This window comes from uncultured Thiothrix sp. (assembly GCF_937873765.1).
Taxonomy (GTDB): domain Bacteria; phylum Pseudomonadota; class Gammaproteobacteria; order Thiotrichales; family Thiotrichaceae; genus Thiolinea.
The window spans coordinates 15,061-27,955 of record NZ_CALMZC010000068.1; the positions used below are offsets into that span (position 1 = coordinate 15,061).

Sequence of the window (12,895 nt, forward strand, 5' to 3'; positions counted from 1 at the left end):
GAACATCATGGAGCTGCAATTAATCTTAGCTATGTTTAGTTTTGCATTGGTCACTTCGGTGACTCCGGGGCCAAATAATTTAATGCTGTTAGCATCTGGAGCCAATTTTGGCTTTAAGCGTACAATTCCCCACATGTTAGGCATTGGTTGCGGTATGATTTTGCTCTTATTCGTGACTTTGCTAGGCTTAGGCGAGGTTTTTGTGCGCCTGCCTGTTGCACAACTAACTTTAAAAGTGGTGGGTGTGCTGTATCTGCTGTGGTTAGCTTGGAAAATTGCTAGTGCACCTGTAGCAGAAACCCGTGATCATGCTCAGTCTGCAGCGGTGAGCACAGCTCAACCGATGCGTTGGTGGCAAGCGGCAGCTTTTCAATTTGTAAACCCTAAAGCGTGGATGATGGCCTTGGGAGCAGTGAGTAGTTTTACCCTAAACGGTGAACAGTATTGGCTATCAGGTTTAGCCTTAATGAGCGTTTTCTTTTTGGTAAACTTGCCTTCTATCTCACTGTGGGCAGGCTTTGGGGTAGTGATTCAGCAGTTTTTATCCAGTACGCGGCGCAAGCGTCAATTTAATATAATCATGGGCTTGTTGACCGCCGCTACCGTGTGGATGATTGTGGGTGTATAAAAATTTTGGAGCAAAAGAAATCATGTTTGAACAGGCGCGTTGTTGGGTAAATGGCAAGTTAGTGCCTGCAGAGCAGGCGAGCGTTTCAGTTTTTGATCATGGCTTTTTATATGGCGATGGTATTTTTGAAGGCGTGCGTTTTTATAATAAGCGTGCTTTTCGTTTGCCGTTACATTTAAAACGTTTACAACGCTCAGCCGCCGCTTTGCAATTAAAGATTCCTAGTAAAGAGGTGTTTACTCAAGCGGTATATGCCGTGATTGAAGCCTCTGATTTAAACGATGGCTATTTACGGATTATTGCCACGCGTGGGGTGGGTGTATTGGGAATTAATCCAGCCACTTGTAAAGAGCCGGGCGTGATTGTGATTTCGGATCAATTACAAATGGTCAGTGATGAAGAACGAGCTAAAGGTATTCGTGCGATTATCACTTCTACTCGTCGTTCACAACCTGATCGTTTAGATCCGCGCATTAAAAGCTTGAACTATTTGACCTCTATTTTTGCACGTATGGAGGCGAACTTCGCTGGAGTAGAAGAAGGCATTTTACTCAATGATCGTGGTTGTGTCGCAGAGGGTACGGCAGAAAATATTTTCATTACTCGGGATGATGAATTACTCACCCCAGCACCGACTGAAGGCGCTTTGGCAGGGATTACTCGGGGTACAGTGTTAGAATTAGCCGCACAATTAGGTATCCAAACGCGCGAGACGGTATTGACCCCATATGATTTATATTCAGCCGATGAGTGTTTCTTCACTGGAACAGGCGCACGCTTAATCCCAGTACGGGAAATTGATGGGCGCGTGATTCAAACTTGCCCAGGCCCAGCTTATCAGAAGCTAGCCGCAGCCTTTGCTGAGTTAGTTCAGCGAGAAACGGCTGCTTAATGATGTCCTTAAGTTAGGTGGGTAAATAGGATATCTACCTAGCTTTTCCTTTAGGGGTATCGTGCTTAAAAAGCATGTATTAGAAGATCAGTAAACTCAACAATGATCTTGTTGTGAATCTCAATCGACTTAGAGAAGTATAAGGTTTTACTGACTAAACACTTAATATAGAGAAGGAAATTAAGATTTTACCGTGCAGTCGACTGAGTATAGCGTTTGGTGATCAAATTTTAGCTATGAGGTATTAGTTGTTCATAAGCACCTCAGTGATACGTACAGTACAACGTTACGTTCCACGCTTCGATCAGTGTTAATAAACACTTCAAAGTGTGGTGGGTACGAGCACCTAAAGTATACACCCGTGCTGTTTTCAGATGATGTATAACTTGTTACCCACCAACGATCACTGCCAAGTTAAACTTTTCCTTCTCCTGTCTATCATCACCACAAATTCATTGCATTTTTTCAGCTAAGCTTACACTCTTACGAACACCTGTAGCTGTGGAGAAGCTAAATGCAACCCCTATTTTCTTATATTAATGGGCACTGGATTCGTCCCCAAGGATCTAATTTAGCCCTTAGAAATCCAGCGAATGCTCAAACGATTGCTCAAGTTGTGTTAGGCACAGAGGCCGATCTTGAGTTAGCTGTATCTGCTGCGGTTGAAGCGTTTAAAACATACTCCCAAACTAGCCTTGAGCAACGTATTCACTATTTAGAACAATTACGAGCGGCTTATGCAGGGCGCTTAGAGGAGATCGCCACGGCCATTAGTCTAGAAATGGGTGCACCGCAAGCATTTGCTTTGCATGCACAAGCCGCTTCGGGGTTAGCTCATTTTGATTCACATTTGCAGTCTTTGCATGAATTCGCTTTTGAGTACCCTTATGGTGCTTCGCAGATTGTGCATGAGCCGATTGGCGTTGTTGGGCTGATTACGCCTTGGAATTGGCCGATGAATCAGTTAGTGGTTAAGGTAATTCCAGCTTTAGCAGCCGGCTGTACCTTAGTGCTTAAGCCTAGTGAATTAGCGCCGCTCAGTGCCAATTTATTTGCCGAACTTATCCAGTCTACAGACTTACCGGCTGGTGTTTTTAATTTGTTGCACGGTGATGGTGATGGCGTAGGGCAGGCATTATCTAAGCACCCACAGGTTGATATGATCTCGTTCACTGGCTCTACGCGTGCGGGCAAAGCGATTACTAAGGCGGCTGCAGATACCATTAAACGTGTGACTCTAGAGTTGGGTGGCAAATCACCCAATCTTATTTTGGATGATGCTGACTTGGAGCAAGCGGTTCAACAAGGTGTATTGTTGTGTATGAGTAATAGTGGCCAATCTTGTGATGCACCAACGCGCATGTATCTGCCCCGTGCTCACTACCAACAGGCTATAGAGATTGCTAAAACCACTGCAGCAAGTTTAGTTATTGGTGATCCTCAAGACCCAAACACGAATGTAGGGCCAGTGATTAGTCAAGCTCAATACGAACGTATCCAAGCCTTTATCCAAGCGGGTATAGACGAAGGTGCAAGTCTGATCTGTGGGGGCTTGGGCAAACCAAGCCATCTGCGTGCAGAATTGGCTCAAGGCCATTATGTACAGGTCACCATTTTTACAAATGTTCACCAGCAGATGCGCATCGCGCGTGAAGAGATTTTTGGTCCTGTGTTAGTTATCATTCCGTATGATAGCGAGCAGGAGTTAATCGATAAGGCGAATGATGGCCCGTATGGTTTATCCGCTTATATTTCCAGTACTAATCGTGAGCGAGCATTGCGTATGGCTCACCAACTGAGAGCAGGGCAAGTGCAGCTTAATTATCCTGAATGGGATTTATATGCGCCCTTTGGTGGTTATAAGCAATCAGGTAATGGCCGTGAATATGCCCAATGGGGGCTGCGCGACTTTCTAGAAACTAAAGCGATCATTGGTTAAGGCTTCAATCTCACCATTAAGAGTAGACAAATGAAATACGGATACATTGGTCTTGGTAATTTAGGGGGGCGCTTAGCCGCCAGTTTAGTCCAAGCTGGTTTTGACCTCACGGTTTATGATAAAAACGCGGCTTTAGCAGAGCGCCATTTAGCTTTAGGGGCCAAATGGGCTGATAGTCCAACCCAACTAGCCCAACAAGTAGATGCTGTACTAACTTGTCTGCCTTCGCCTGTTGTGAGTGCTAACGTTTTACAAGAACTTATTGCCGCGAAGAAGCGTGATCTACATTGGCTAGAAATGTCTACTTTAGGGCGCGATGATATTCAAGTTTTAGCTCAACAAGCTCAAGCGGCTGGTATGCAAGTGCTAGAATCGCCGGTAACCGGTGGTGTACATTTAGCCGCTCAAGGTAAAATTACCGTGATAGTAGGTGGGGAGCAAAGTCTATTTGAACAACATCGTCCAGCCTTTGAAGCGATGGGGAGTAAAATTTTTTATATGGGTGCTTTAGGCAGCGCAGCGATCATCAAAGTGATCACCAATATGCTCGCTTTCATACATTTGGTGGCAGATGGCGAGGCTCTAATGCTAGCCAAGCGCGGTGGTTTAGATTTAGCTCAAGCGTGGGCAGTGATTCAAGCCAGTAGCGGCAATAGTTTTGTGCATGAAACTGAAGGTCAACTGATTCTGAATGGGAGCTATGATATTGCCTTCACGATGGATTTAGCCCTAAAAGACTTAGGTTTTGCCCTCAATTTTGGCCGCGAGTTTGGAGTACCTTTGGACTTGGCAGGTTTGACCCAGCAGACTTTTGTGAAAGGTAAAGCAGCTTATGGCGGGCAAGCACAATCCACGCAGATTGTAAAATTATTAGAAGATGTACTGCAAACCAATCTGCGTGCTGAGGGCTTTCCGAGTCGTTTGGAGTAGATAGGGATTTTTTATAAACCTCTTTTTGTGATTCTTAATTAAGTATTAATTTATGATTTTATCGGCTGAGCAAATTAATAAATTTAAAGAAGATGGCTATTTGATTTTTGATACACAGCTTCCAGAAGAAACTTTAGATAAAATTAGCAAAAGACTCTCCCCCTATTGGGGGCATGATGGTAAAAAATTTGAGGGTGCAGTGTATGCAGATTTCAATCGGATTCAAGATGCTTGGCAAATTGATAAAGGTATTAAGTCGATTGCAGTGTTTCCATCCATTTTAGCAGTTCTAAAAGAATTATACGGTCGTCAACCTAAACCTTTCCAGACTTTGAATTTTTACAAAGGTACTGAGCAAACGATTCATGCTGATACGATTCACTTTAACTCTGAGCCTTTTGGTTTAATGTGTGGAGTTTGGGTGGCTTTCGAAGATATTGGTATGGATCAAGGGCCTTTAATTTTATACGCCGGTAGTCAAAAACTTCCAGAAATTAATTTTGAGCAGGCCGGTTTAAAGCCAGACTATCTTTATTATCCGCAGTATGAGGCCTATATAGCACAATTAATTAAAGATCAGAACATGCAAGTGAGTTATGGCTTAATGAAAAAAGGCCAAGCTTTAGTTTGGGCTGCTAATTTATTAAACGGTGGTGCTAGGCAAACTAATCCAACCTTAACTTGCCAGTCTCAATTAACGCATTACTATTTTGAGGGTGTCAAGCCTTGGCGTCCGGGGTTTAGCCAAAAAAAACGTGCGTATTTTAAGCCAGAGTGGATTCCTTATGAGGGGGCTAAGGTCAGTGTGGGTGAGCGCATTGTTAGTTGGTTCAAACGCTAAGCTTTTCTTGCAGACGCTTGGTCGTAAAATGACTCCAAATATGGCATAAAACTTGCGGCCAACCGTATACCTGCGTATGCTGCCTGCTTTTAATTAAACTATGTGATCCTTGGTATGGATCACCACTGGAGAGCAATAATGCTTGCCATTACTCTACCCGATGGGAGTGTGCGCTCCTTCGATCACCCTGTCTCTGTTGCTGAAGTTGCTGCTAATATTGGGGCTGGCCTTGCCAAAGCTGCGCTTGCAGGCAAAGTCGATGGTCAATTGGTGGATACTAGTTTTGTACTCACTCAAGATAGTCAGTTAGCGATTATTACTGCTAAAGATCCAGAAGGTTTGGAGGTAATTCGCCACTCTTCTGCGCATTTGATGGCACAAGCCGTGAAGCAACTCTTTCCTGAAGTACAAGTGACCATTGGCCCTACCATCGAAAATGGTTTTTACTATGACTTTGCGAGTCCACAGCCGTTCACACCAGAAGATTTAGCCGCGATTGACGCCCGCATGCAGGATTTGATTCGCCAAGATATTCCGGTAGAGCGTAGTACTATGCCGCGTGAGGAAGCGATTAGTTTCTTCAAAAATAGGGGTGAGCTGTATAAAGCAGAAATTATCGAAAGCATTCCTGCTGGGGAAATCTTGTCTTTGTATCGGCAAGGTGAGTTTATTGACCTTTGCCGAGGCCCGCATGTGCCGAGCACCGGGAAAATTCCTGCTGTCAAAGTGATGAAAGCGGCGGGCGCTTATTGGCGTGGTGATGCGAAAAATGCCATGTTGCAGCGGGTGTATGGTACGGCTTGGGCAAATAAAAAGGATCTGCAAGCTTATTTAACGTTTCTTGAGGAAGCTGAAAAGCGTGACCATCGTAAAATTGGTCGACAGTTAGATTTATTCCATCTGCAAGATGAAGCCCCCGGCCAAGTATTTTGGCATGAAAAAGGCTGGACGATTTATCAAGCGATTGAACAATACATGCGTAAGAACTTACGCGAACGCGCTTATAAAGAGATTAAAACTCCGCAATTAGTGGATTTCTCGCTGTGGGAGCGTTCAGGGCATGCGGGTAAGTATCGGGAGAATATGTTCGTGGTGGATGTAGAAGAACGCTCCTTCGCCATGAAACCGATGAACTGCCCTTGCCATATTCAAGTCTATAATCAAGGTTTAAAAAGCTATCGTGATTTGCCTTTGCGCTTGGCAGAATTTGGCTCTTGTCATCGGAATGAATTTTCAGGTGCCTTACATGGTCTAATGCGAGTTCGTGGTTTTGTGCAAGATGATGCGCATATTTTCTGTACTGAAGACCAAATTCAAAACGAAGTCGTTAGCTTTATTGATTTTCTGCATGATGTTTATAAGGATTTCGGATTTTCCGATGTGATTTATAAGCTCTCGACTCGTCCTGAGCAGCGCGTTGGTTCCGATGAGGTTTGGGATAAAGCTGAGAAGGCTTTGGCGGATGCTTTGGATGCTAAAGGTTTACCTTGGGAAGAGCAACCCGGTGAAGGCGCTTTCTATGGCCCCAAGATTGAATTCACTTTAAAGGATTGTTTAGGTCGACATTGGCAGCTCGGTACGATACAAGTGGACTTCTCCATGCCAGCACGGTTAGATGCACAGTATGTGGCAGAAGATGGTTCACGCAAAATACCGGTGATGCTCCATCGCGCTATTCTGGGTTCTTTCGAGCGTTTCATTGGTATTTTGATTGAACACTACGAAGGAAAATTTCCCACTTGGTTGTCGCCGGTACAAGTCGCGGTGCTGAATATTACCGATAATCAGGCTGAATTTGTGAAAACGGTAGAAAAACAACTGAGAGATCAGGGTATTCGCGCCCTTGCAGACTTGAGAAATGAGAAGATTGGCTTTAAAATTCGCGAACATACAATGCAGCGGGTCCCTTATTTATTAGTAATCGGGGATCGTGAAGTCGAAACACAATCAGTTGCAGTGCGCACGCGTTCCGGTAAAGACCTTGGGGTTATGCCTATTTCTGAAATCCAGCAAAAATTGCTAGCAGAGATCGCGAATCACAGCACGATTGATTTGGAGGAATAAACCTGGACCACCGTATTAATGAAGATATTCGCATTCCTAAAGTTCGATTAATTGACGCAGATGGCGAAAATAAAGGTGTTATTGCTACTGCAGAAGCCTTAGCAATGGCACAAGAAGCGAGCTTGGATTTAGTGGAAATTGTTCCTACTGGCAAGCCACCAGTTTGCAAAATCATGGATTACGGTAAATTCCGTTTTGATGAAAGCAAAAAAGCGGCGGTGGCACGCAAAAAGCAAAAGCAAGTTCAGGTCAAGGAGATTAAGTTCCGCCCCGGTACCGATGAGGGTGATTACAAGATTAAATTGAAAAAGCTGATCGAGTTTTTGGAAGAAGGTGATAAAGCTAAAGTAACCGTTCGTTTCCGTGGGCGTGAAATGGCACACCGTGAATTGGGTATGGAAGTACTCAAGCGTGTAGAAACTGACCTGACTGAACTAGGCGTTGTCGAGCAATTTCCTAAGCTCGAAGGTCGGCAGATGGTCATGGTGATGGCGCCGAAGAAAAAAATCTAGAAGCTTAAGGTTAAACTTTAGGCTTTTCGTCATCCAAGCAAGGTTAGGCACTCTTGTTGGATGTTTTTTCAATCCTCTGTTAAAGGAGACTAAGATGCCTAAGATGAAAAGCAGCAGCGGAGCTGCTAAGCGCTTCAAAAAGGCTGCAAATGGTACGTTTAAACGTAAACAGTCCCATTTACGCCATATCCTCACTAAGAAAACGACTAAGCGTAAACGTCAATTACGCGTGGGTGAGAATCGCGTTGCTGCGGTTGATACCCCAATGATTAATCGTTTGCTGCCGTACGCTTAAGGAGGACAGGATAGATGGCAAGAGTTAAACGTGGTGTACAGGCAGGAGCCCGTCACAAGAAAATCATGAAGTTGGCGAAAGGTTACTATGGAGCCCGTAGTCGTACTTATCGTGTAGCCCATCAAGCAGTCATCAAAGCGGGTCAATACGCTTACCGTGACCGCCGTCAGAAAAAACGTCAATTCCGCGCTTTGTGGATTGTGCGGATTAATGCGGCAGCACGGGTGTCTGGTTTGTCTTATAGCCGTTTCATGAATGGTTTAAAGAAAGCTAATATTAATGTTGACCGTAAAGTTCTCGCTGATCTTGCAGTGCATGATATTGCCGCTTTTGGCCAGCTTGCTGAAAAAGCAAAAGCTGCCCTAGCTGCCTAATCATCCTGCTGTAAAGCAAGGCTGTTACTACTACGAAAAGCGGGGAAGGTTTTTGCCTCTCCCGCTTTTTGTTTTTCTGAAAATCGTCATTAGAAGGAAAGCATTGTGCAAAGTTTGCTAGAACTGATGGGTACTGCCCACGAGCAAATCTCCAGTGCCAGCAATTTGGCCAGCCTTGATCAGATTCGTGTGCAGTATTTAGGTAAAACCGGCCTAATTACTGAGCAACTCAAGCAACTCGGTCAGTTGCCTGCAGAAGAGCGGAAAGCGGCGGGTCAAGAGATCAATTTAGCCAAGCAATCATTGGCGAATGCCATTGATTTGCGTCGTGAAAGTTTACAGGTTGAAGCTTTGAATCTGCGTCTAGCCGCAGAATCAGTTGATGTGACTTTACCGGGGCGGCGCATGGATGCGGGTGGTTTGCATCCTGTCACGCTGACAATTCAACGGATGCAAGCAATTTTTGCTCAACTAGGCTTTGCCTTAGCCGAAGGTCCCCAAGTTGAAGACGATTTTCATAATTTTACGGCTTTAAATGTGCCTGCAAATCACCCTGCACGGGCGATGCAGGATACTTTTTATTTAGAAAATTTTGGCACGGAAGAGCCATTGTTGTTAAGAACACATACCTCTTCGGTGCAAATTCGTTATATGGAAGCGCATCAGCCGCCGATACGGATTATTGCACCGGGTCGGGTGTATCGCTGCGACTCGGATATGACGCATAGCCCTATGTTCCATCAAGTGGAAGGTTTGATGGTGGATAAGGATATTACTTTCGCGGATTTGAAAGGCATTTTGAATGAGTTCTTCCGCGCCTTCTTTGAGGATGATGCAATCAAAATGCGCTTCCGTGCGAGTTTCTTCCCCTTCACTGAGCCATCGGCTGAAACGGATATTACTTGTGTGCATTGCCACGGTGCCGGTTGTCGCGTGTGTAAAAATACTGGATGGTTGGAGGTGATGGGCTGCGGTATGGTGCACCCGAATGTCTTAAAGCATGTGGGGATTGATAGTGAAGCTTATACCGGCTTCGCCTTCGGGATGGGCGTAGAACGCTTAGCCATGTTGCGCTATCAGATCAATGATTTACGGGTGTTATTCGAAAATGATGTGCGTTTTTTACGGCAATTTCACTAAGAGCTAACAGGATTCAAACATGAAAATCAGTGAACAATGGTTACGTGAATGGGTTAATCCTGCGCTGAGCTTGGATGAAATTAACCATAAATTGACGATGGCAGGTTGCGAAGTGGAAGGTGTTGAACCTGTCGCGACCGCTTTTAGCGATGTCATCGTTGGGCAAATTGTCGAAATTGCCAAGCATCCTGATGCAGACAAACTTAATGTTTGTAAAGTGGATAATGGGCGCGGTGAAATTCTGCAAATCGTTTGCGGTGCGCCCAATGCACGAGCAGGTTTAAAAGCACCACTGGCTTTGATGGGTGCTGAGCTGCCCATGCCAGATGGTAAGCCTTTGAAAATCAAAAAAGGCAAACTGCGAGGAATTGAGTCCTGCGGGATGTTGTGTTCAGCCGCTGAGTTGGGTATGGCTGAGAAGTCTGAAGGCTTATTGGAGCTACCAGAAGATGCACCGTTGGGTACTTCGGTGCAGGATTATCTGAAGCTAGCGGATAAGGTAGTTGAGCTAAATGTCACCGCGAATCGTGGCGATTGGCTGAGTATTGCAGGGGTTGCCCGGGAAGTAGGTGTATTGACGAGTACGAGCCTCACTCCCCCTACCATCCCAGAACAGGCCACTCAACACGCTGATACCTTAAACATTAGTTTACCTGCAGCGGATAGTTGTCCACGTTATGCAGGGCGGATTATTCGCAATATCAATCCGAATGCAAAAACGCCGTTATGGATGAAGGAAAAATTGCGCCGCTTAGGTTCACGTAGTTTGTCGCCCGTTGTGGATGTGACTAACTATGTCCTGTTAGAGCTGGGGCAGCCTATGCATGCCTTTGATTTGGATAAGTTGCAAGGTGGCATTCAAGCCCGCTATGCAACCGAAGGCGAACAGTTGGTCTTATTAGATGACCAAACCGTGACCTTAACCCGTGATACCTTAGTGATTGCTGATGATGAAAAGGCGGTTGCTTTAGCAGGCATTAAAGGGGGTATGTCTACTGCGGTTAGTAGTACGACGCAGCATATTTTCCTCGAAAGCGCACATTTCCGTGCTGAAAAGCTGCGCGGACAAGCGCGTCGTTATGCCTTACAAACGGATGCTTCTTATCGGTTTGAACGTGGTGTGGCTGCGGATTTACCGCGTTTAGCTTTAGAGCGTGCTACGCAACTCATCTTTGAGATTTGCGGCGGTTCAGTCGGGCCAGTGGTGGATGTCTGTGCGGATGAGCATTTATTAGAGCGTCCCATGGTTAGTTTGCGGCGTGAGCGCATTGCACGCATTTTAGGGGTGGTCATTGAGGATACCACGGTCGTTGATATTCTCCAGCGTTTAGGTTGTGAAGTCACTGCTAATGCTACTGGTTGGGCAGTTAAACCGCCTCATAGTCGTTTTGACATTACTATCGAAGAGGATTTGGTAGAGGAATTAGCGCGTGTTTATGGCTATGACAATATTCCAGCAGCACTCAAGGCGATGCAGCCAAAACTAACGGTCAAGCTAGAAACTGAAACTAGTTTAAGTGAGTTGCGTGCGCCTTTATTAGCGAATGGCTATCAGGAAGCTGTCACTTATAGTTTCGTTGACCCGACCATTGAGGGGTTACTCTCACCGGGTCATGAATCGATTGTTTTGGCAAATCCGATTTCAGCGGAGCTGAGCCATTTGCGGAGCACCGTTTGGTCGGGCTTATTGCGAGCGCTGGAATACAATTTAAACCGCCAACAAACTCGTGTACGCCTGTTTGAAGTAGGGCCAGTGTTTAGCAAAACGGAGGCCGGTATTCAACAGCAGGATAAAATTGCAGGTATTATGACCGGTTCGGTATTTCCTGAGCAGTGGGGACAGGCTAATCGTGCGGTAGACTTCTATGATATTAAAGGTGATGTCGAAGCAATGTTAGCGCAGGCGAGTGCGCAGAAGTTCTATTTCGTGCCCGTCGCGCATCCTGCTTTACATCCGGGGCAATCGGCGCAAATCGCTACTAACCAAGCAGTAGTCGGCTGGGTAGGGGCTTTGCATCCTGCTTTAGAGGCAAAGTTAGGCTTAGGGCAAGATGTATTCTTATTTGAGTTGGATTTAAAAGCGCTGCAAGGTCGCCGCCTGCCAGTCTATCAAGCGGTGAGTAAATTCCCGATGATTCGCCGTGACTTGGCTTTGGTGATGGATCGCTCCGTGTTAGCGATTGCGCTAGATCAAGCGATTACACAAGTAGCACCACCAAGTTTAATTCATTGGGAGATTTTTGATGTGTATACCGGCAAAGGGATTGCAGAGCAGCAAAAAAGTGTCGCGATAAGCTTGATTTTACAAGAACCTTCCCGCACCCTTGAGGACACGGAGATTACTCGGATCGTAGGAGAGCTTGTGGCGTCATTACAGGATAAGACGGGTGCTACCCTACGTTAATAAGGAGAAGTAACAATGGTAACCACGTTGACCAAAGCGGATATGGTCGAGCATTTATATGAAGAGCTTGGACTCAATAAGCGTGAAGCTAAGGATTTGGTGGAAATGTTTTTTGAGGAAGTCCGTTTGGCCTTAGGACAGGGGCAAAATGTAAAATTGTCAGGTTTCGGCAATTTTATGCTACGTGATAAAACCCAACGTCCGGGACGCAATCCCAAAACAGGGGAAGATATTCCGGTGGATGCACGGCGTGTCGTCACTTTTAGACCCGGCCAAAAACTAAAACAACGAGTTGAGGCTTATGCAGGAAGCGCAGATACCGAATAGTGAGCTGCCTGCGATTCCCTCTAAACGCTACTTCACCATTGGTGAAGTTAGCGATTTATGCTGTGTAAAAGCGTATATTTTACGCTATTGGGAACAGGAGTTTCCTTCACTTAAACCGATGAAGCGGCGGGGTAATCGCCGTTATTATCAACGTGAAGATGTCTTGATGATTCGGCAAATTCGTGGTCTTTTATATGAGGAAGGCTACACGATTAGTGGTGCGCGGCAGAAATTATTAGGCAGTAGCGATGAGTCAGCCGTGGTTTCTACAGAAGAGAGGGCTTCTGATATGCTGGATGACCTGATCCTGCGCTTAGAAAATGTCTTAGTGATTCTAAAATCTTAAACTTCTAGTTGAGATCAAACTCAGTATAGAGTATCTTTGCATTCCTTTCCGGTCGGAGTGTGGCGCAGCTTGGTAGCGCACCACAATGGGGTTGTGGGGGTCGGAGGTTCAAATCCTCTCACTCCGACCATTTAAAGTTAATAATTCAGATTTTGGTCATGCACCAGAGGAGTTGAAGAGCCACTAAAGCGGTAGTAACTTAA

At 45.5% G+C, this 12,895-nt stretch carries 13 protein-coding genes, 1 tRNA gene and 1 pseudogene; 14 read left to right on the top strand and 1 reads right to left on the bottom strand.

The genetic code is table 11. The features are described 5' to 3' along the window. Positions 1-7: 7 nt before the first annotated feature. Both Q0307_RS18865 and ilvE read left to right on the top strand, forming a co-directional pair. Positions 8-628, top strand: coding sequence for a LysE family translocator (locus Q0307_RS18865; RefSeq protein WP_298662879.1), 621 nt, complete (start codon positions 8-10; stop codon positions 626-628). Positions 629-650: 22 nt separating this feature from the next. Then, positions 651-1,520 (top strand): branched-chain-amino-acid transaminase, encoded by an 870-nt coding sequence (gene ilvE, locus Q0307_RS18870; RefSeq protein ID WP_298662883.1) that lies wholly within the window; start codon positions 651-653, stop codon positions 1,518-1,520. Between the two features lie 65 nt (positions 1,521-1,585). Here ilvE and Q0307_RS19125 read toward each other — a convergent pair. Beyond that, positions 1,586-1,696: pseudogene (locus Q0307_RS19125) on the bottom strand (hypothetical protein); the annotation flags it as partial. Positions 1,697-2,034: 338 nt separating this feature from the next. On the opposite strand from Q0307_RS19125, the gene Q0307_RS18875 reads away from it, so the two are divergent. The 12 genes from Q0307_RS18875 (at position 2,035) to Q0307_RS18930 (ending at position 12,822) form a co-directional block, all read left to right on the top strand. Continuing rightward, positions 2,035-3,459 (top strand): aldehyde dehydrogenase family protein, encoded by a 1,425-nt coding sequence (locus Q0307_RS18875; RefSeq protein ID WP_298662886.1) that lies wholly within the window; start codon positions 2,035-2,037, stop codon positions 3,457-3,459. Positions 3,460-3,489: 30 nt separating this feature from the next. Continuing rightward, positions 3,490-4,389: an NAD(P)-dependent oxidoreductase gene (locus Q0307_RS18880; RefSeq protein WP_298662888.1), complete on the top strand. Its 900-nt coding sequence runs from the start codon at positions 3,490-3,492 to the stop codon at positions 4,387-4,389. Between the two features lie 52 nt (positions 4,390-4,441). Next, on the top strand, positions 4,442-5,230 hold the full coding sequence (locus Q0307_RS18885; protein ID WP_298662889.1) for a phytanoyl-CoA dioxygenase family protein: 789 nt from the start codon (positions 4,442-4,444) through the stop codon (positions 5,228-5,230). A 138-nt stretch (positions 5,231-5,368) separates the two neighbouring features. Continuing rightward, entirely contained in the window at positions 5,369-7,294 is a 1,926-nt protein-coding gene (gene thrS / locus Q0307_RS18890) for a threonine--tRNA ligase (RefSeq protein WP_298662891.1), read from the top strand. Beyond that, complete coding sequence (gene infC, locus Q0307_RS18895; protein WP_298662903.1) at positions 7,291-7,806, top strand: translation initiation factor IF-3; 516 nt, start codon at positions 7,291-7,293, stop codon at positions 7,804-7,806. Before thrS ends, infC begins: the two co-directional genes overlap by 4 nt. Positions 7,807-7,900: 94 nt before the next feature. Further along, a complete protein-coding gene (gene rpmI / locus Q0307_RS18900) occupies positions 7,901-8,101 on the top strand; it encodes a 50S ribosomal protein L35 (protein WP_078922606.1) in 201 nt (66 codons plus the stop codon). A gap of 14 nt (positions 8,102-8,115) precedes the next feature. After that, positions 8,116-8,475, top strand: a complete 360-nt coding sequence (gene rplT / locus Q0307_RS18905) for a 50S ribosomal protein L20 (RefSeq protein ID WP_298662893.1) — start codon at positions 8,116-8,118, stop codon at positions 8,473-8,475. A gap of 105 nt (positions 8,476-8,580) precedes the next feature. Beyond that, positions 8,581-9,615 (top strand): phenylalanine--tRNA ligase subunit alpha, encoded by a 1,035-nt coding sequence (pheS, locus tag Q0307_RS18910; protein WP_298662896.1) that lies wholly within the window; start codon positions 8,581-8,583, stop codon positions 9,613-9,615. A 19-nt stretch (positions 9,616-9,634) separates the two neighbouring features. Continuing rightward, the gene (gene pheT, locus Q0307_RS18915; RefSeq protein WP_298662897.1) at positions 9,635-12,019 is read left to right on the top strand and encodes a phenylalanine--tRNA ligase subunit beta; all 2,385 of its coding nucleotides are present in this window, start codon (positions 9,635-9,637) and stop codon (positions 12,017-12,019) included. Positions 12,020-12,034: 15 nt separating this feature from the next. Beyond that, entirely contained in the window at positions 12,035-12,346 is a 312-nt protein-coding gene (locus Q0307_RS18920; RefSeq protein WP_298662900.1) for an integration host factor subunit alpha, read from the top strand. Then, positions 12,321-12,692, top strand: coding sequence for a MerR family transcriptional regulator (locus Q0307_RS18925; protein WP_298662901.1), 372 nt, complete (start codon positions 12,321-12,323; stop codon positions 12,690-12,692). Before Q0307_RS18920 ends, Q0307_RS18925 begins: the two co-directional genes overlap by 26 nt. 53 nt (positions 12,693-12,745) lie before the next feature. Then, a tRNA-Pro gene (locus Q0307_RS18930) sits at positions 12,746-12,822 on the top strand. Positions 12,823-12,895 lie beyond the last annotated feature (73 nt).